General features: G+C 64.9%; 15 protein-coding genes. 13 read left to right on the plus strand and 2 right to left on the minus strand.

All coding sequences use genetic code 11. The annotated features are described in order from the left end of the window. Positions 1-386: 386 nt before the first annotated feature. Genes fdnG through fdhE form a run of 4 tightly spaced genes read left to right on the plus strand, consistent with a single transcriptional unit; the run spans position 387 to position 5,868 of the window. Entirely contained in the window at positions 387-3,437 is a 3,051-nt protein-coding gene (fdnG, locus tag PPA02S_RS13540; RefSeq protein WP_080667846.1) for a formate dehydrogenase-N subunit alpha, read from the plus strand. Between the two features lie 12 nt (positions 3,438-3,449). After that, positions 3,450-4,331, plus strand: coding sequence for a formate dehydrogenase subunit beta (fdxH, locus tag PPA02S_RS13545; RefSeq protein WP_028633574.1), 882 nt, complete (start codon positions 3,450-3,452; stop codon positions 4,329-4,331). Then, complete coding sequence (locus PPA02S_RS13550) at positions 4,331-4,963, plus strand: formate dehydrogenase subunit gamma (protein ID WP_028633575.1); 633 nt, start codon at positions 4,331-4,333, stop codon at positions 4,961-4,963. Before fdxH ends, PPA02S_RS13550 begins: the two co-directional genes overlap by 1 nt. Continuing rightward, positions 4,960-5,868 carry a formate dehydrogenase accessory protein FdhE gene (gene fdhE, locus PPA02S_RS13555; protein WP_028633576.1) on the plus strand — a complete coding sequence of 303 codons (909 nt, stop codon included), beginning with the start codon at positions 4,960-4,962 and terminating at the stop codon, positions 5,866-5,868. Before PPA02S_RS13550 ends, fdhE begins: the two co-directional genes overlap by 4 nt. Positions 5,869-5,904: 36 nt before the next feature. Here the strand turns inward: fdhE and PPA02S_RS13560 are convergent, their stop codons facing one another. Then, on the minus strand, positions 5,905-6,861 hold the full coding sequence (locus PPA02S_RS13560; protein ID WP_028633577.1) for an aliphatic sulfonate ABC transporter substrate-binding protein: 957 nt from the start codon (positions 6,859-6,861) through the stop codon (positions 5,905-5,907). A 13-nt stretch (positions 6,862-6,874) separates the two neighbouring features. Beyond that, positions 6,875-7,840 (minus strand): ABC transporter substrate-binding protein, encoded by a 966-nt coding sequence (locus PPA02S_RS13565; RefSeq protein WP_042141764.1) that lies wholly within the window; start codon positions 7,838-7,840, stop codon positions 6,875-6,877. Between the two features lie 208 nt (positions 7,841-8,048). On the opposite strand from PPA02S_RS13565, the gene PPA02S_RS13570 reads away from it, so the two are divergent. The 9 genes from PPA02S_RS13570 to PPA02S_RS13610 all read left to right on the plus strand — a co-directional run bounded on the left by PPA02S_RS13570 (position 8,049) and on the right by PPA02S_RS13610 (position 20,069). Further along, on the plus strand, positions 8,049-8,939 hold the full coding sequence (locus PPA02S_RS13570) for a LysR family transcriptional regulator (protein WP_028633579.1): 891 nt from the start codon (positions 8,049-8,051) through the stop codon (positions 8,937-8,939). 152 nt (positions 8,940-9,091) lie between these two features. Next, the gene (locus PPA02S_RS13575) at positions 9,092-10,225 is read left to right on the plus strand and encodes an acyl-CoA dehydrogenase family protein (RefSeq protein WP_028633580.1); all 1,134 of its coding nucleotides are present in this window, start codon (positions 9,092-9,094) and stop codon (positions 10,223-10,225) included. Between the two features lie 57 nt (positions 10,226-10,282). Beyond that, a complete protein-coding gene (locus PPA02S_RS13580) occupies positions 10,283-11,077 on the plus strand; it encodes a class II aldolase/adducin family protein (protein WP_028633581.1) in 795 nt (264 codons plus the stop codon). Between the two features lie 38 nt (positions 11,078-11,115). Then, on the plus strand, positions 11,116-12,735 hold the full coding sequence (locus tag PPA02S_RS13585) for an ABC transporter substrate-binding protein (RefSeq protein ID WP_033728015.1): 1,620 nt from the start codon (positions 11,116-11,118) through the stop codon (positions 12,733-12,735). After that, positions 12,732-13,682: an ABC transporter permease gene (locus tag PPA02S_RS13590; RefSeq protein WP_028633583.1), complete on the plus strand. Its 951-nt coding sequence runs from the start codon at positions 12,732-12,734 to the stop codon at positions 13,680-13,682. Before PPA02S_RS13585 ends, PPA02S_RS13590 begins: the two co-directional genes overlap by 4 nt. A gap of 1 nt (position 13,683) precedes the next feature. Next, positions 13,684-14,613, plus strand: coding sequence for an ABC transporter permease (locus PPA02S_RS13595; protein WP_028633584.1), 930 nt, complete (start codon positions 13,684-13,686; stop codon positions 14,611-14,613). After that, a complete protein-coding gene (locus tag PPA02S_RS13600) occupies positions 14,610-16,226 on the plus strand; it encodes a dipeptide ABC transporter ATP-binding protein (protein WP_028633585.1) in 1,617 nt (538 codons plus the stop codon). Before PPA02S_RS13595 ends, PPA02S_RS13600 begins: the two co-directional genes overlap by 4 nt. 93 nt (positions 16,227-16,319) lie before the next feature. Next, positions 16,320-17,420, plus strand: a complete 1,101-nt coding sequence (locus PPA02S_RS13605; protein ID WP_028633586.1) for an LLM class flavin-dependent oxidoreductase — start codon at positions 16,320-16,322, stop codon at positions 17,418-17,420. Between the two features lie 174 nt (positions 17,421-17,594). Next, positions 17,595-20,069 carry a TonB-dependent receptor plug domain-containing protein gene (locus PPA02S_RS13610; RefSeq protein WP_028633587.1) on the plus strand — a complete coding sequence of 825 codons (2,475 nt, stop codon included), beginning with the start codon at positions 17,595-17,597 and terminating at the stop codon, positions 20,067-20,069. The last annotated feature ends 5 nt before the right edge of the window (positions 20,070-20,074 follow it).

A 20,074-nucleotide genomic window follows, 5' to 3' on the forward strand; every position in this document is an offset into this window, starting at 1 on the left:
TGATTCAGATCAATACAGTATCTTATTATTTAACCGTATCAGTTACTTCATCGAAACGCTCTATCAATTGATCGAGCCGGCCAATTAGCCCACCCACCGCCAACCCATTAAACTCTCCCCCGCCACGTTAGCAAACGCCCCGGCACGACCGTGATTCAGTCCTTATAATTTTCGAATAACCGGCTGCGCTTTCGTCGTACGAAACAGCACCCTCTCATTGGTCAGGCAGGCCACCTGCCGCCTTCTTGCAACGGGCATACCTATTGATTGCGCCAGCCATGCAAATGGCCGGCGGGCACCCGGCTGCCTGCATTGAACCGGGGCCTTATGTGACCCAGGCCGGGCCTGCCACACCGCGCAGCCCGACGCCTGTTGGAGGAACGTTAATGGATCTTGGCAGACGGCAGTTTTTTAAACTTTGCACCACCGGTGCCGCCGCTGTTTCAGCTGCTTCTTTGGGCTTTGGTGCCACCGTGGCCAATGCCAGCCAGTCCCGGCAGTACAAGTTGTTGCGTGCCAAGGAGACCCGTAACAACTGCACCTATTGTTCAGTGGGCTGCGGCATCCTGATGTATAGCCTGGGTGACGGCGCAAAGAATGCCAAGGCGCGCATCTTCCACATCGAAGGCGACCCCGACCACCCCGTCAGCCGCGGTTCGCTGTGCCCGAAGGGCGCAGGCCTGGTCGACTACATTCACAGCGAACAGCGCCTGCTGCACCCCGAATACCGCGCAGCCGGCTCCGACAAATGGGAGCGGGTGAGCTGGGACTACGCGATCGACCGCATCGCCCGGCTGATGAAAGATGACCGGGATGCCAACTTCATCGTCCGCAACGCCGACGGCGTCACCGTCAACCGCTGGTTGTCGACCGGCATGCTGTGCTCCTCTGCCGCCTCCAGCGAAACCGGCGCCCTGGACCAACGCTTTACCCGTGCGCTGGGCATCCTGGGCACCGACAGCCAGGCCAGGGTGTGCCATGCCCCCACGGTAGCCGCGCTTGCGCCCACCTTCGGCCGCGGCGCGATGACCAACAACTGGGTGGACATCAAGAACGCCAACGTCGTGCTGATCATGGGCGGTAACCCGGCCGAAGCGCACCCTGTGGGCTTCAAGTGGGTGATCGAGGCCAAGATCCGCAATGGCGCCAAAGTGATCGTGGTCGACCCCCGCTTCAACCGCAGCGCTTCAGTGGCCGATATCTACGCACCGGTGCGTGCGGGCTCAGACATCACCTTCCTGATGGGCATGGTCAACTACCTGTTGACCCACGACCGTATCCAGCATGAATACGTACGCGCCTACACCAATGCCTCGCTCATTGTGCGCAACGACTACCACTTCGATGACGGGTTGTTCAGCGGCTACGACGCCAAGGCGCGGCGCTACGACCGCAGCTCTTGGGCCTACGAGCTGGATGACAACGGCCATGCCCGCCAGGACATGACCCTGAGCCACCCCCGGTGCGTGTTCAACCTGCTCAAACAGCACGTCAGCCGCTACACCCCGGAGCTGGTCAGCCAGCTGTGCGGCACACCGCAGGACGACTTCCTGGAGATCTGCGACATCCTGGCCAGCACCAGCGTGCCAGATCGCACTGCTACCTTCCTTTACGCCCTGGGCTGGACCCACCACACCACCGGGGCGCAGATGATTCGCGGCTCCGGCATGCTCCAGCTGCTGCTGGGCAATATCGGCATGGCCGGTGGTGGCGTCAACGCCCTGCGCGGCCACTCCAACATCCAGGGCTATACCGACCTGGGGCTGCTGTCCCAGCGTCTGCCGGGCTACATGAACCTGCCGTCGGACAGCCAGGCCGACCTGCACACCTATTTGCAGCAAACCACGCCCAAGGCCCAGCTGCCCGACCAGGTGAACTACTACCAGCACACGCCCAAGTTCTTCATCAGCCTGATGAAGAGCCTGTACGGCGAAAAAGCCACCCGCGAAAACGACTGGGGTTTCGATTGGTTGCCCAAGTGGGACGACAGCTACGACGTGCTCAACTTCGCCAACCGCATGCACGACGGTAAGGTCAACGGCTATATCGCCCAGGGCTTCAACCCCATCGCCGCATTCCCGGACAAGAACAAGGCAGCCGAGGCACTGGCCAAGCTCAAGTTCCTGGTCATCATCGACCCGCTGGCCACCGAGACCTCCAGCTTCTGGCAGAACCATGGCGAGTCCAATGACGTGGACCCCGCACAGATCCAGACCGAAGTGTTCCGCCTGCCCTCCAGCTGCTTTGCCGAGGAAAACGGCTCTATCGTCAATTCCGGGCGCTGGTTGCAGTGGCACTGGGCCGGTGCTGCGCCGCCCGGCGAGGCCTGGCATGACGGCAAGATCCTTGGCCACCTGTTCATGAAGCTGCGCGAGCTGTACCAGGAAGAAGGCGGCGCCTGCCCTGAGCAGGTGCTGAACATGGCCTGGGACTACAAAGACCCGTACGACCCGGCACCGGAAGAGGTGGCCAAGGAGTCCAACGGCTATGCCCTGGCTGACCTGCACGACGACCAGGGCAACCTGGTACTGCGCAAGGGCCAGTTGCTGGACAATTTCGGCCAGTTGCGCGACGACGGCAGCACCGCCTGTTTCAACTGGGTGTTCGCTGGCTGCTGGACCGAAGCCGGCAACCAGATGGCCCGGCGCGACAACGCCGACAGCGGGCTGGGCTGCACACCGGGCTGGGCCTGGGCCTGGCCACAGAACCGCCGCATTCTGTACAACCGTGCCTCGGCCGACCCGCAGGGCAAGCCGTGGGACGCCAAGCGCAAGGTCATCGGCTGGGATGGCAGCCGCTGGAGCGGCATCGACGTGCCGGACTTCCCGGTAACCGTGGCCCCCGGTACCGCCACCCACCCTTTCATCATGTTGCCCGAAGGGGTCGGGCGGCTGTTTTCGGTAGGCGCGATGAACGATGGCCCGTTCCCTGAGCACTACGAGCCCACCGAAAGCCCGCTGGCCAGTAACCCGCTGCACCCCACCGTCAGCAAAAGCCCCACCGCGCGGCTGTATGACAGTGACCGGGCACGCATGGGCAGCCGGGAGGCGTTCCCTTACGTGGCCACCACCTACTCCATCACCGAGCTGTTCCGCCACTGGACCAAGCATTCCCGGCTCAATGCCATCGTCCAGCCTGAGCAGTTCGTCGAGATCGGCGAGCTGCTGGCCAAGGACAAAGGCATCGTGCAGGGCGACCTGGTGCGGGTCAGTACCCAGCGGGGCTACATCAAGGCCAAGGCCGTGGTGACCAAGCGCATTCGCCGCCTGCAGATCGACGGCCAGGCGGTCGACACCATCGGCGTGCCCTGCCACTGGGGCTTCGAGGGCGCCACCCGCAAGGGCTTCCTGGCCAATACCCTGACCCCGGGGGTGGGCGAATCGAACACCAATACCCCGGAATACAAAGCGTTTCTGGTGAACGTGGAAAAGGCCTGACGGAGCCCTATTATGTCCCTGCAATCCCAAGACATCATCCGCCGCTCGGCCACCCACGCTTTCACACCGGCACCCCGCGCACGCGATCACCAGGCCGAGGTGGCCAAGCTGATCGACGTGAGCATCTGCATCGGCTGCAAGGCGTGCCAGGTGGCCTGCAACGAATGGAACGACCTGCGCGACGAGGTCGGCCATAACGTGGGCGTCTATGACAACCCGGCCGACCTTACAGCCGACACCTGGACGCTGATGCGCTTTGACGAGCACGAGAACGAGGCCGGCAAGCTGGAGTGGCTGATCCGCAAGGACGGCTGCATGCACTGCGCCGACCCCGGCTGCCTGAAAGCCTGCCCGCAACCCGGCGCCATCATCCAGTACGCCAACGGCATCGTCGATTTCCAGTCCGAGCACTGCATCGGCTGCGGCTACTGCGTGGCCGGCTGCCCGTTCGATGTGCCACGCATCAGCAAGAAGGACAACAAGGCCTACAAGTGCACCCTGTGCGTCGACCGGGTCACGGTCGGCCAGGAACCGGCCTGTGTGAAAACCTGCCCCACCGGCGCCATCAACTTCGGCAGCAAGGCCGACATGCTGGTACAGGCCGAGGAACGTGTCACCGAGCTGCATGGCCGCGGCTTTGCCGGCGCGGGTATCTACGACCCACAGGCCGTCGGCGGCACCCACGTGTTCTACGTGTTGCAGCACGCGGACAAACCCGAGCTGTACCACAAGCTCAACCCGGACCCGCGCATCAGCACGGCCATCAGTGGCTGGAAAGGCTGGCTGAAGCCGGTGGCAGCGGCGGCGTTCTTCGCCACCCTGGCCGGTACCGTATTCCATTACATCGGCGTTGGCCCGAATGAGGTGGAAGAAGACCACGAGGAACACGCGTGATGAACAAGGACAAACTGATTCTGCGTACCCGCTTCATTGACCGGGCCAGTCACTGGTTCATGGTCATCTGCTTCTTTCTGGTGGCCCTGTCGGGGCTGTCGTGGTTCTTTCCGTCGCTGAACTGGCTTAACGGCGTGTTCGGCACGCCGCAGCTCGCGCGTATCCTCCACCCGTTCTTCGGGGTGGTGGTGTTCGTGGTGCTGATGTTCCTGTTTGCGCGCTTCGTGAAATACAACCTGCCCGAGCGCCAGGACGCCATCTGGTTTCGCAACGTGAAGACCGTACTCGCCGGGGACCACAGCAAGCCGCTGCAGATTGGCAAGTACAATGCCGGGCAGAAGGTGCTGTTCTGGGGGATCATGGGCCTGATCACCCTGCTGATGCTCAGCGGCGTGGTGATCTGGCGGCCATGGTTCGCACACCTGTTCGATATCGCCCTGATCCGCGTGGCGCTGTTCACCCACGCAGTGGCCGGTATCTGCCTGATCCTGCTGATCATCGGCCACGCCTACCTGGCATTCTGGGTCAAAGGGTCGATACGCGGCATGGTCACCGGCTACGTGAGCCGTCGCTGGGCCAAGTCGCACCATGACCGCTGGTATCAGCAGATCTCCAAGGGTGACAAGCAATGAGCAGCATCACGGTGGTGCCCGTGGAACAAGCCACCGGCGGCGTCAACGAGATCACCCCGTTGCTGCTGCCGCCCGCCGGCCAGTATTACCAACAGCGGGCCGCACGCCTGCGCCACCTGGCGCAGGGGCATGAACAGGCCGGCTACCTGCTGTTTGCTGCACAGGTGGCGCAGGCTCAACAGGCCTTGTTGCAACGCTTTCCCGTGCCGGCCGACGAGGTGCAGGCGGTGGTGGCCAGCCTGGGCCCGCACGTGCCGTTGGCGGCTGAGCGCCTGGCGCGCTCTGGCTACTGGCAGGCAGCCCTCCAGCAACTGATCGAGCAACTGATGCCTGGTGCCGGTCCGGTACTGGCCGATGCGCTGGCGAGCCTGGCCAACACGCCCCCTGAGCAACGCGAGGCGGCGGCTGACCATCTGCTGCAGGGCCGCTACGACCAGGTAAACAGCGGCCAGGCCGTGCTCCTGTGGGCGGCGTTAATGCTATACGCCGGCCAACTGGCTGCGGCCCTGCCGGTCACGGCCAAGGCCGCAGTGGGCGAACATCGCCAGTATTGCCCGATATGCGGCAGCGCCCCCATCGCCAGTGTGATCATGACCGGCAAACGCAACGGCTTGCGCTACCTGCACTGCAGCCTGTGCGAAAGCCGCTGGCACATGGTGCGGGCCAAATGCAGCAATTGTGAACAGACCGGCAAGCTGGACTACTGGTCGCTGGACCGGCAGGCCAGCCCGGTGAAGGCCGAAAGCTGTGGTGACTGTGGCAGCTACCTGAAAGTGTTGTACAGCGAGCACGATCAGGGGCTGGAGGTGGTAGCCGATGACCTGGGTTCGCTGGTGCTCGATGCCGAAATGCAGCGCGAAGGGTTTGCCCGTAGCAGCTTCAACCCGTTTCTGTTCCCGGGTTGAGTGCGGGTGGGGCCGCATTGCCGGCCCCACCCAGCCTCAACGCGCAGCCGGTTCGAACAACGTCACGGCCGTCGCATCGACCGCTTTGGGTAGCAACCCCTCACGGTAGAACGCATCGGCAATCTGCTGTTGCTCCACCAAGTTTTCCGGCCTCACCGGCTGCACGTCATAGCTGCGCCGGGCGTTGGCCTGCTGCACCGTCGCGCTGTCCAGGTTGCCCCACAAAGGCCCCAGAATCCGCGCTGCCGCCACGGGGTTGGCTTTGGTCCAGGTGCCCACGTCGCGCAGGGCCAAGTACACCTGCTGCAACACCTGTGGGTGCGCCTGGGCATAGTCGCTGCCCGCCAGATAATAGCGCTGGTAGCTGGCCAACTGACTGCCATCAGCCAGAACCCGTGCGTTCTGCTGACGCTGGGCACTGGCGACGTACGGGTCCCAGGTCACCCAGGCGTCCACCTTGTGGTTCTCGAAGGCCGCGCGCCCATCGGCAGGGATAAGGTAAGCCGGGGTGATGTCCTTGAAGGTCAGCCCGGCCTTGGCCAGCGCCTGGATCAACAGGTAATGGCTGCCCGCCGCCTTGGTGACAGCAACACGCTTGCCCTTAAGATCAGCCAGTGTGCGGAGCGGCGAGTCCGCCGGCACCAGAATGGCCTGGGCAGTGGGCGACGGTGCTTCCCGGGCAAAGTAGGTAAGCCTTGCGCCGGCGGCCTGGGTGAACACCGGCACCGTGTCGGCCACGTCGGCCGACAGGTCCACATTGCCCAGGTTCAGTGCTTCGAGCAGCGGCAACCCACTGGGGAACTCGTGCCAGCTGACGCGTATGCCCTGCGTACTCAGGTGTTGTTCCAGGCTGCCACGGGCCTTGAGCAAGGTAATCAGGGTAGAGGACTTCTGGTAGCCAATCCGCAGGGTCTGCTCGGCGCTGGCCAGGTTCGGCAGCAAGGCACTGGCCAGCAACGCCAGGCCCAGTTGGCGCAGGTTCTTCAAAGGCATGTACGTCTCCGGTTCAGGGTTGCTTGGCCAGTGGGCCGTTGGCGGGCACGGTGAAGCCTGTGGCGAATGTGGGGGCGACGTCCAGGCGCTGACTCATCAGCCCGTGGGCGTGATAGAAGTCGGCGGTGTCCTGTTGCTCGCCAATGGTCTGCGGGTCGATGACCTGCCAGTGCAACTGCCGGCGCTCGAACTGCAGGCGGGCCGCCTCTTGCGGGAAACCGATGATCGCCGCCAGGGTTTTCGAGTAGCTGTCCAGGTGCTGGTAGGCCCACCCTTGTGCGCCTGCAAGGCGGTTCAGGTAGTCCTGCAGTGCCTCACGCTTGGCCACCTGCCTCAGCGCTTGATCGGTGGCTGCCAGAAAGCTGTTGCCGCTGGAAAGCCCACGCCCGTTTACCAACACCCTGCCCTGCCCGCTGGTTTCTGCCAGCGCCGTGTAGGGCTCCCAGGTCGACCAGGCATCTACCGAACCGTTGGCCAGGGCGATCTTGGCATCTACCGGCCCCAGGAAGCGGAACTCCACGTCCTTGTCACTGAGGCCTGCCTGGTCCAGTGCCTTGAGGGCGAGGTGGTGGCCTATGGAACCGCGGCCGGTTGCGATGCGCTTGCCCTTGAGCTCGGCGGCACTGTGCAACGGTGCATCGGGGCGCACCAGCAAGGCCGTGCCGTAGGGGTCGGACTTGTCCACGGCAATGGCCTTCACCGGCGCACCCGAAGCCAGCACGAACAACAGCGGGGCATCGCCGATGATGCCTGCATCAATGGCCCCCGCATTCAGCGCTTCGGCAAGCGGGGCCGCAGCGGGGAACTCGGCCCAGCGGATGTCATACGGCAGGTCGCGCAACGCATCGGCGGCCTCCAACTGGGCACGCATGTTGCCCTTCTGGTCACCTATGCGCAGGGTCAGCCGCTCGCTGGCGCCGGCATGGGCCGCTACCAGCAGCGTAGCTGCCAGGGTGAGCAGTTTGGATCGGAATGGCATGGTGGTCCTCAGCAATTGCAGCAGCGCAGGGTGCGCCGGGGATACCGACTCTAACCAATCGTGAAAAATAGATTAAATTGATTTTAGGAATAACCTAATATGCATAATTCATTATCATGCCGCGGCTTGCGTGTAACATGGCAGGCATTACGCTAATGCCCGATTATGCTAATCCCTTATTTCCCGCCCAATCTGGTGAACACAGCCCATGAAAATCGATGATATGGACGCCTTCGTCGCGGTCATTCGTTGCCAGTCCACCAACCTTGCTGCAGAGGCGCTGCAACTCACCCAGCCGGCGATCACCCGGCGCTTGCAGAACTTCGAGGAAGACTTGGGGGCCACCCTGCTCGACCGCCAGACCAAGCCGCTGAAGCCCACGCCCATGGGGCTGCGGGTATACGAGCAATGCAAGGCGATCCTGCGCGAGATCGACTCATTGCGTGAGCTGGTGGCCAACGATGGCGCGCCCTCCGGCACCTTGCGCCTGGGTGTACCGCAAACCCTGGGTGATGTGGTGTTGCTCCAGGCATTGGCGCAGATCCGTGAGGTGTACCCGCAACTGCGCACTCAAGTGAGCAGTGGTTGGGGCAGCAGCCTGGTAACCCGCATGGAAAACGGCGAACTGGATGCCGCTGCCGCGTTGTTTCCGCCAGGCAAGATCTTCCCTGAGGGCATTGCCAGCCGCTCGATCGGGCGCATGCCACTGAAAGTGGTGGCAGCCAGAAGCGGCGCCAGCAAGCGCAGCTACAAGCTCAGGGACTGCTACACCCGCGGCTGGGTGCTCAACCCCGACGGTTGCGGCTTCCGCGCCGGCTTGCAGCGCGCCTTGAGCGAACAGGGCCTGAGCCTTTCGATCAACCTGGAAACCTTCGGCACCGAGCTGCAACTGGGCCTGGTTGCCAATGGCCAGGGCCTGGGGCTGGTGCCAGAGCCGCTGCTGCAGGCCAGCCGCCACCGCGACGCACTGGAAGTGCTCAACGTCAGTGATTTCAAGCCACAGGTGGACTTGTGGCTGTTCCACCCGCGCTACCTGGGCAACCTGCAAGACCCGGTCGAACTGTTCGGAAACGTGGCCGGGCAACAGCTGCTTGAGTAAGAATCGCTCAGCTTTAAATGCGAGTTACGCATAAACATCAGAAATATAAATTAGCAGAACAAATAATTAGCTTAGAACAAATAAGCCTTTTACAGCCCCCATCCATAAGAATACGGTCTTAGCCACACACCGTCATTCAGGGATGAAGCCCCATGAGTCACCCGTCCGACAGCGCACTTGCAGAGCTGACGCTGGCGCTCGCCGCCAACGCCGAACGTTATGACCGCAGTGCCAGCTTTCCTCAGGACAACTTCGACCTGCTGCACCGCCATGGCCTGTTGGCCCTGACCGTACCCACGGCGCTGGGCGGCGGCGGTGCAGACCTCGTCACCGCCCGGCGGGTGATCGGTGCCGTGGGCAAAGGTGACCCCGCCACCGCCCTGATTCTGGTGATGCAGTACCTGCAACACGCTCGCCTGCAGGCCAATACGCAGTGGCCGGAGTACCTGCGCCAGCGCGTGGCGCGGGATGCCGTGCAGCACGGCGCGCTGATCAATGCCTTGCGCGTCGAGCCCGAACTGGGCACCCCGGCCCGCGGCGGCTTGCCTGGCACCGTCGCCCGCCGCAGCGCCGCTGGATGGCGCATCAGTGGGCAAAAAATCTACTCAACCGGCAGCCATGGCTTGACCTGGATGCTGGTGTGGGGCAGCACGGATGAAAGCGATCCGCGCGTAGGCGGCTTCCTGGTGCACCGCGATACCCCGGGTATCACCATCGTCGACGACTGGGACCACCTGGGCATGCGGGCTACCTGCAGCCACGAGGTTCGCTTCGATGACGTGCAGATTCCGCTGGACCACGCCGTGGCCCTGAGCCCCGCCAGCGCCCCCACCGCCGACCTCGATCCCCAGAGCCTGCTATGGATGGCGGTACTGCTGCCTGCCGTTTACGACGGCGTAGCCCAGGCCGCACGCGACTGGCTGGCAGGGTTTCTGAACCGGCGCGCACCCTCGAACCTGGGGGCGCCACTGGCCAGCCTGCCGCGCTTCCAGGAGGTTGTGGGGCGTATCGATACCTTGCTCTTCGCCAACCGTAGCCTGCTGGACTCGGCCGCCGCCGGCTTCATCGACCCGCTGCATGCCGGGCAGATCAAGCACCTGGTCAGCGCCAATGCCATCCGCGCGGTCGAGTTGGCAATCGAAGCCGCCGGCAACCCCGGCTTGTCACGGCGTAACCCGCTGGAGCGGCACTACCGCGACGTGCTCTGTAGCCGTATCCATACCCCGCAGGATGACGTGATCTTCGCCCAAGCCGGCCGCGCCGCCCTCGCCCAGGCCACGCCATGAACGCCCCAACCACCGCCCTGCGTAACACATGCCGTCATTGATTACTGGAGCCCCACCATGAACGCCCTGTCCGCCATAAGCCCTGTCGCCGAACATGTCCGCGACCGTGTCAGCCCCGAGGAATGGGAGGTACGGGTAAAACTGGCCGCCGCCTACCGCCTGGCCGCCCTGTTCCGTTGGACAGACCATATCTATACCCACTTCTCGGCCCGCGTGCCCGGCCCGCACGAACACTTCCTGATCAACGCCTTCGGCCTGCTGTTCGACGAAATCACCGCGTCCAACCTGGTGAAGGTGGATGTGGACGGCACCCTGATCGATGACCCGCTGGGGTTGGGGATCAACCAGGCCGGTTATGTAATCCACAGCGCCATCCACCGCGCCCGGCCTGACCTTGCTGCGGTGCTGCACACCCACACCCGTGACGGCGCCGCGGTATCGGCACAACGCGACGGCCTGCTGCCCATTTCCCAGCATGCCTTGGCGTACTACAGCCGCGTGGCGTACCACGAGTACGAAGGCGTGGCGCTGGACCTGGACGAGCAGCAGCGGCTGGTCGCCAACCTGGGTGACAGCAACATCCTGATCCTGCGCAACCACGGGCTGCTCACCGGGGGCATCAGCGTGGAGCACGCCTTTCGGGAGCTGCATGGCCTGGAGCGGGCCTGCAACATCCAGATTGCCGCGCAGGCGGGCGGCAATGACCAACTGCGCCATGCCTCGCCTGCCGCCATCGCCAAGGTCCACGAACAATCCAAGCGCTTTTCCGACGGCAAGGGCGAAGGCATCCAGCGGCACTGGGATGCGCTGGTCCGGCAACTGGACCGCGAAGGCCGCGCGTATCAGGACTGATTCAAGCACTACCTGCCCTGCCACTGAAGGATCACCCCATGCCCACCCTGCACCGCCTGTTCGCCATCGGTTCACTGGCCCTGGCCCTGGCTGCCTGCTCGCCCACTGACAACGCAGCCGCCGACAAAACCCTGCGTATCGCTTTCTGGGGTGACAACACCACCCTGGTCAGCGTCGACCCGTTCCAGGTTTACTGGCTGGAGCACCGCGTGCTGCTGCGCAACGTGGTGGAATCGCTCACCGACCAGGACCCGGACAGCGGTCGCATCATCCCCTGGCTGGCCCAGCGCTGGGAGGTTTCGGCAGATGCCTTGAACTACACCTTCCACCTGCGCCAGGACGTGACTTTCAGCAATGGCGAGCGCTTTGATGCCCACGTCGTCAAGACCGCCTTCGACAGCAACAAGGCCTTCGCCACCCAGTTGCCTGCCACCTTCGGCGCCACCTACCTGGCGGGCTATGACCACGCCGAGGTGCTCGACGACTTCACCGTGCGGCTGGTGTTGTCCAAACCCAACGCAGGCTTTTTGCAGGCCACCTCCACCACCAACCTGGCGGTGCTGGCGCCGGCCTCCTATCGGCTTACGGCGCAAGAGCGCTCGTTGGGCAAGATCATCGGCACCGGGCCGTTCGTGCTTGACCACTACACCCCTGAAGTGGGCGCCCGCCTGACCCGGCGCGCCGACTACGCCTGGGCGTCGGCCAACGTACACAACAAGGGCCCGGCGCACGTGGAGGCAGTGGACATCAGCTACATCCCCGAAGAAAGCGTACGCAACGGCCTGTTCCTGCAGGGCAAGGCCGACATCCTGTGGCCACGCAACCCATTCTCCGAGGTAGACCTCAACCTGCTGCAAAGCAAGGGCGCCACCATCCAGAGCCGCTCGCTGCCTGGCCCTGCCCTGAACCTGTACCCCAACACCCGCAACGGCCGGCTGCTGGGCGACCGCCAGGTGCGCCTGGCACTGCAAAAGGCCATCGACCGCACCAGCTACGCCCATACCGTCTACAACACTGCCTTCCCTGTGGTCACTGGCGTGTACGACGTCACCACCCCCTTCTTCAAGCCCCAGACCGAAAAACTGGCCTACGACCCCAAAGCGGCAGAGCAGCTTCTTGACGCCGCAGGCTGGCACAAGGGAGACGACGGCTACCGGCACAAGAACGGCCAGCGCCTGACCTTGCGCTACAACCTCACCCCGGCTGAAAGCGCAGGCGACGTGCTGGTGCAGGACCAGTTGCGCAAAGTGGGCATCGACCTGCGGCTGAACGTGCTGACCCGTGCCGAATGGGTGGCGGGCAATGCGTCGGGCAACTACGACCTGACCTCCACCTACATGACCCGCGCCGACCCCATCATCCTGCAGACCATTCTGGACCCCAGGGCGGCCAATAGCGCCACCCTGGCCACCAACACCTACGCGCCGGCCACCCTGGCCAAAGCCCAGGCGCTGTTCGACACCGGCATCACCGCCACTGCCGAACCGCAGCGGGCGCACGCCTATGGCCAACTGCAGGACCTGCTGGTTGATGAAGCCTCTGCGTTTCCCCTCTACGAACGCGTGTGGCAAGCCGCTACCGCAGCACGTGTGAAAGACTTCCGCTGGACCGCCGAAGGCTTCGCGCTGCTCAGCGACATCCAGGTGGCCCAGCCATGAAGGGCTACCTGGCAGGCCGCCTGGCCCAGGCCGTTCTGGTGCTGTGGGGGGCGTACACCCTCACCTACTTCATCCTCTACCTGCTGCCGGGCGACACCCTGGCAATCATGCTCAGTGCATCGGGCATGGAAGCCGACGGCCTGTCGGCCCAGGAACTGGCGCAGGCACGGGCGTTCTACGGGCTGGACAAGGGGGTGTTCGAGCAGTACTTCGCCCTGCTGTGGGGGGCGCTGCAGGGCGACCTTGGCCAGTCGCTGTCGCTGGGGCGGCCGGTCACCGCGCTGCTGGCTGAACGCCTGCCGCAGACCCTGGCGCTGGCCGGCACCGCCATCGGGCTCTCCCTGCTGGCCGGGGTCGGCCTGGCCTACCTCACGGCTTATGTGCAATGGCGGCCGCTGAAGGCTGCACTGGCGCGCCTGCCGTCGCTGGGGTTCTCCGTGCCAGTGTTCTGGATGGGCCTGCTGTTGATCCAGGTGTTCGCCTTCGGCCTGGGCTGGTTCCCGGCCACCGGCAGCCAGGGCACGGCCAGCCTTGTGCTGCCGGCCATCACCCTCGCCATTCCCAGCGCAGCCGTGTATGCCCAGGTACTACAGCGCGGCTTCCAGGGGGTATGGCAGGAGCCTTACATCGCCACCGCATTCGCCAAGGGCTTGAGCCGCGCCCAGGTGCAGGCACGCCATGGCCTGCGCAATGCCGCGCTGCCGCTGCTCACGCTGGTGGGCCTGCAGGTGGGCAATACGGTGTCAGGCGCGGTGCTGGTCGAAACCATCTTCTCGCGCAATGGCGTAGGCCGGCTGGCCCAGGAAGCGGTGCTGCGCCAGGACATTCCGGTGGTGCTGGCAATCGTCGCGGTATCGGCCGCCGCCTTCGTGGTGGTGAACCTGATCGTGGACCTGCTGTACCCGTACCTGGACCCGCGCATCACCCACACTGCCAAGGTAAGCTGACATGACCGTCGACATCCCCCTGCCCCCCATCGAAGCCGTGCCCGCTACACAGGGTCGCACCCGCCACGCCGGGCGGGCCGCTACGCCGTGGCAGCGCCGTACGCGGCTGCAACGCGCCGTGCAGGCCCTGGCGCCTTTGCTGCGCAAACCTGGGTTCAGCCTGGCCCTGCTGGTGGTGCTGTTTGCGCTGCTCGCTGCACTGGTGCCGCAGGTGCTGACCGGTTTCGACCCATACGCCACTTCGCCGGCCGACAAGCTGGTCGCACCCAACGCTGTCCACTGGTTTGGTACTGACGAACTGGGCCGCGACCTGTACACCCGGGTGGTATACGGCGCACGCCTGTCCATATTGGCTGCGCTGCTGGCGGTGGCCATTGCGCTGGTCGGTGGCCTGGGCCTGGGCGTGCTGGCGGGGTTCGCCGGGGGGCGCACCGATGCGCTGCTGATGCGCCTGGTCGACGTGTTGCTGGCGCTGCCCGGCCTGTTGCTGGCACTGGCCATCGTCACCGCCATCGGTTTTGGCACAGTGCCGGTAGCAGTGGCCGTTGGCGTCGGGATCCTGCCGGGCTTTGCCCGCACCACACGCGGCGAAGTGCTGCGCATCAAGACCCTTCCCTATGTAGAGGCAGCACGGCTGGGGGGTGCCAGTTGGGTGCGCACGCTGTGGCGCCACGTGCTGCCCAATGCCTGGGGGCCCGTGGCAGTGCTCGCAACGCTGGACTTCGGTGCAGCCATCCTGGCCACCGCCGGGCTCAGCTTTCTGGGTTTTGGCGCCGCGCCGCCGGCTGCGGAATGGGGCACGCTGATCGCCAACGGCCGGCACTTCCTCATCACAGCGCCGTGGGTATCCCTGCTGCCAGGGCTGTTTTTGGTGGCGGTGGTGTTCAGCCTCAACCACCTGGCGCGCAGCGCCGAGGAGCACGCACGATGAGCCACCCACCCTTGGTAGAAGTGCGTGACCTGGCCGTGAGCTACCGCGTGGCCGGTGAGCGTGTAAAGGCGTTGAAACAGGTGACGTTCAGCCTGGCACCTGGCGAGACACTGGCCATCGTTGGCGAGTCCGGCTCGGGCAAGTCCACCCTGGCCAACGCCTTGCTGGGGTTGCTGCCGGGCAATGCCCGTGTCGACCAGGGCCAGGTGTGGGTGGAGGGGGTCGACGTGGCCCACGCCAGCGAGCGTACCTGGCGCACATTGCGCGGGCGGACCGTCGGCCTGGTGCCGCAAGATCCGATGGTCAGCCTCAACCCTACCCTGCGCATTGGCCGGCAGGTCGCCGAGGCGCTGGTGCTGGCCCGGGGCCGACGCTACCGGGGCGTGGACGCCGACGTGCAGGCCCTGTTGGCCCAGGTAGGCCTGGACGCCCCCGCCTTGCGCGCCAGGCAGTACCCGCATGAGCTGTCTGGCGGTATGCGCCAGCGGGTGCTGATTGCCATCGCCCTGGCCGGGGAACCACGCCTGATCATTGCTGACGAGCCCACCAGCGCCCTGGATGTGACCGTGCAACGGCGCATTCTCGATCACTTGCAGCAGCTGACGGCTGAACGGGGTATCGCGCTGCTGATCATTACCCACGACCTTGGCATGGCCTGTGACCGCGCAGACCGCCTGCTGGTGATGAAACAGGGTGAACCGGTGGAGCTGGCCACGCCCCGGCAGGTGCTATGGGGCGCCCAACAGCCCTACACACGTGCCCTGCTCAATGCCGCACCGGCTTTCGTCCCACGGCGCCGGCCCCGCGCCCAACCGGGCCAGCCGTTGCTGCGCCTGCACAACGTGGGCAAACAGTTCGCACTGCCTGCACCCGCGGGCACGTTCACCGCGCTGCAGGGCCTGAGCCTGAGCCTGCATGCCGGGCAAACCCTGGCCATCGTTGGCGAATCGGGCTCCGGGAAAAGCACGGCGCTGCGTATCGCCCTTGGCCTGGAAACCCCCAGCACAGGGCACGTGGAGTATTCAGGTGTGGATGTGAGCGGCTACAGCTGGCGGCAGTTCCGCCCCCTGCGCCGGCGCGTTCAGCTGGTGCAACAGAACCCGTTCGCCGCCCTCGACCCGCGCTTCACGGTGTACGACAGCATCGTCGAGCCGCTGGTCGCCTTTGGCCTGCTCAAAGGCCCGGCACTGGAGCACAAGGCCGTCGAGCTGATTCGCCGGGTTGGCCTGCCCGAGCAGTTCCTGGACCGCTTGCCGCGCGAGCTGTCCGGCGGCCAGCGCCAACGGGTGGCCATCGCCCGTGCACTGGCCCTGGCCCCCGAGGTGCTGTTGCTGGACGAGCCGGTCAGTGCCCTGGACGTGTCGGTGCAGGCGCAGATTCTTGCACTGCTTGACGACCTGCAACGCGAGTTGAAGGTGGCGTATGTGCTGGTCTCCCACGACCTGGCCGTGGTCGCCAGCATGGCCGACCAGGTACTGGTGCTATGCCACGGCCAGGTGGTTGAACAAGGGCCGGCAGCCCAGGTACTGGGCCACCCGGGCCACCCCTATACCCAAGCCCTGGTTGCAGCGATACCCGGGCATTCACGCAGCGTACTGCCCGTGGCGGTCTGACCCACCGGCAGTGGCCGCCACACCGAGCACTCACCTCATGCGCTGCCGTGGAGCACGCATGAGTTTCCCATCCGTAACGCAGGAGCACTTTGCATGAGCCTCGAATTCATCGGCCTGATCGGCCCACAGGAAAGCAGCGAATCACAGGCACCCCGTGGCCCGGTGGTGGACCTGACGTTCATCAAGGCCTTCGCCCAGGCCCAAGAGTACGCAGGCTTTGACAAGGCGCTGCTGGCGGTGAGCACCAGCGCCCCCGACTCACTGATCCTGGCCAGCTACGTGGCAGCCGTCACCGAGCGCATCGGCCTGCTGGTTGCGCACCGCCCAGGTTTTCAGGCGCCAACTTTCGCCGCGCGCCAGTTCGCTACTTTGGACCAGCTCAGCCGCGGCCGAGCCGCTATCAACGTCATTACCGGTGGCGACAGTGGTGACCTGCAGCGCGATGGCGACTTCCTCGACAAGGATGCCCGCTATGCCCGCACTGACGAGTACCTGGACGTGCTGCGCAACACCTGGACCCAACAGCAACCGTTCGACCACACCGGTACCCATTACCGGGTGGAGGACAACCTCACGCTGGTGAAACCGGTTGGCCAGTTGCCCGTGTACTTTTCCGGCGCGTCGGACGCGGCCGTGGAAGTGGCCGCCAAACATGCCGACGTCTACATGATGTGGGGCGAACCGCTGGAACAGGTGCGCGAGCGCATTGCCCAGGTACGCAAGGCGGCGGCCCGCTACGGCCGGGAAAACCACATCCGCTTCAGCCTGTCGTTGCGGCCGATCCTAGGGGCCACCGAAGAAGAAGCCTGGGCCCGTGCCGAGCAGATTCTGGCCGATGCCCAGAACGTCATCGGCATCCGCCAGGGCAACCGCCGCGAAAAGAACTTCGGCCGCAGCAACATCGGCTCCGAACGCCTGGTGCAGTTGGCCAGCCAACGCAAGGTGCATGACACCCGCCTGTGGACCGAGATTGCCGCCCTCGGCGGCGGCGCTGGCAACTCCACGTCGCTGGTAGGTACGGCCGAGCAGGTGGCCGAGGCAGCCCTGGCCTATTACGACCTGGGCGTGACCACCTTCCTGTTCCGCGGGTTCGAGCAATTGCGCGATGCCGTGGACTATGGCCAGCACCTGATCCCACGCATCCGTGCGCTGGTGGCACAACGGGAAGCCAGCCTGGGCACCCGCAGCGCCTGAAACGGCGCACCCCCGTGGTAGGCCAGCCCAGCCCCGCAGGAACGGCGCCGTTCCTGTAGGGCTGGCGGGCGCCGCAAAAAGGCCGACAACGGCCCCCTGAACACTGCAAACCTTGAATCGTCAGGCCCATGAGGCGCCTGGCGCCTACCCCCCTGCGTGCTTTTCGAGGACATGATGCCTAAACCCCCTTTCATCGCCTTGCCGCTGGCCTGCCTGCTTGCGCCCCTGGCCAATGCCGAGCCTGCCCCCGAGGACCCACGCCTGGATACCGTCACGGTGATCTCAACCGGCATGCGCGGCAACCAGCGCACCGTGGCCGACAGCCCCGCCCCCATCGACGTCATCAGCAGCGAGCAACTGCTGCGCACCGGCCGCGCCGAGCTGTCGGAGGCCATCGCCAGGCTGCTGCCGTCGTTCAACTTCGGTACCAACATCGCCGGCTTCCAGTCCGGTGTGCGGCCCTTGAGTAATCGCAGCCTGGGCCCGGCGTACACCCTGGTACTGGTCAACGGCAAGCGGCGTCACAACAGCGCCGTACCGGCCAGCGGCTCGACCGACAACAGCGGGGCCAATGCCGTCGATATCGACATGATCCCGGTGAGCGCGGTGTCGCACATCGAGGTGCTGAAAGACAGCGCTGCAGCCCAGTACGGCTCCGATGCCGTGGCCGGGGTGATCAACATCATCCTCAAGAACGCCAGCAGCGGCGGCCATTACGAAAGCAGTTACGGCCAGCTGTACAGTGGCCAGGGCGAAACCCTCAAGCTGGCCGGCGACCAGGGCTTCGTGTTGGGTGATGGTGGCTTCCTGCACTTGTCGGGCGAGGCGCGCAAGCGAGGTACCGCCAGCTGGATCGACAAGGCTGCGCCCGGTTACCGCGCCTATTTCGAAGATGACCGCCAGGCCACCTGGGACCGCCGCGCCGTGAAGAACGGCGACCCCGACCTGCGCGCCTTCAACCTGGGCTACAACGCCGAACTGCCGCTGAGCGATGACCTGAAGCTCTACTCGTTCGCCACCTATGCAGAACGCAAGCTCGAGGCCTACAACAACTACCGTCTGCCCAACAGCAATGCGTCCATCCCCGAGCTGTTCCCTGACGGCTACTACCCGCTCAACAATATCAAGGACACCGACTACCAGTGGCTGCTCGGGGCAAAAGGGGCTGCCGGCAACTGGGACTGGGACCTGTCCACCAGCTACGGGCGCAACAAGAACCAGCAGTCCAGCGACCTCACCATCAACCCCACTTACGGCCCCGCCTCGCCCACGTCCTTCGACGACCTGGCCACCCTGCAATTCGACCAGTGGGTCAACAACCTCGACATCACCCGCGCGTTCGACGGTGTGTTCGGGCTGGCCGTACCCACCCGCGTATCGGCTGGCCTGGAACATCGCTGGGAGCGTTTCCGCACGTTCGCAGGCGACCCGCTGGCCTACAGCGTGGGGCCCTACACCTACCCGGCAACGCTGGCCGATGGCAGGCCAAACCCGCTGTATGCACTGGCCAGGGGCCAGACCGCAGTGGGTGCCCAGGCGGCGCTGACCATTCGCCCGGAAGATGAAGCGGACGTCAAACGCAACAACTACGCGGCCTACCTCGACCTGGGGTTCGACTTGTCACCGCGCTGGTACCTGGGTACGGCAGCGCGGTTCGAGCACTATGACGACGAGTCGGGCAACACGGCCAGCTTCAAGCTCAATTCACGCTACGCCCTCACCGACACGCTGGCCGTGCGCGGCACATTGGGTAGCGGCTTTCGGGCCCCTTCGCTGACACAGTCGGGCTACACCGTCAGCGACAACCGCACCGCGCTGGATGCCGATGGCAATGTGGTGCCCGCGCTGCGGCGCACCGTAGCCCCGGGCAGCGCCGCAGCGCAGGCCTTCGGCGGTGGCACCCTGGACCCGGAAAAGTCGCGCAACGCAGGCCTGGGCATTACCTGGCAGCCGGCACGCCGCACTAGCGTGACCCTGGATACCTACCTGATCGACATCGATGACCGCATTCTGCTTACCGAAAACCTCTACGACCGCGCCGGCGGTGCAGGCGCAGTGGGCGACATCCTTGCATCACTCGGCCTGGCCCGCACCACCTGGATCAACTACTACACCAACGCGTTCGACACCCGTACCCGCGGGCTGGACCTGGTGGCCGACCACACCAGCGAGTTCGGTGCCTTGGGCGATGTTCGCTGGACCCTGGGCTTCAACTGGAACAAGACCACCGTGCGCGGTACCCGTGGCACGCCACAAGCGCTGGCGGATGCGGGCATTCAGGTAGTCGGGCATGGCCGTGAGGGCGACCTGGTGGCGGCCTCGCCGAAAACCAAGTGGGTACTGGGCGGGCAATGGCTGCTGGGCAATTTCACCGGCACCTTGCAGACCACCCGCTACGGCAAGGTAGAGACCTGGCAGCAGAACGCAGCGCAGGACCGCAGCTTCGGCGCCAAATGGATCACCGACCTGGACCTGTCCTATCTGCTGTTCGACAGCCTCACCGTGAGCTTGGGCGGCACCAACATCTTCAACGTGCGGCCTGACAAGAATGGGGTCTACAACCCCAACGGCAACCAGGCCGCCTATGGCAACCCACCCTTCCATCCCGGCGGCGGCTACTGGTACACCAAGCTGGCCTACGACTTCTAAGGCAG

The organism is Pseudomonas parafulva NBRC 16636 = DSM 17004 (assembly GCF_000730645.1).
Taxonomy (GTDB): Bacteria; Pseudomonadota; Gammaproteobacteria; order Pseudomonadales; family Pseudomonadaceae; genus Aquipseudomonas; species Aquipseudomonas parafulva.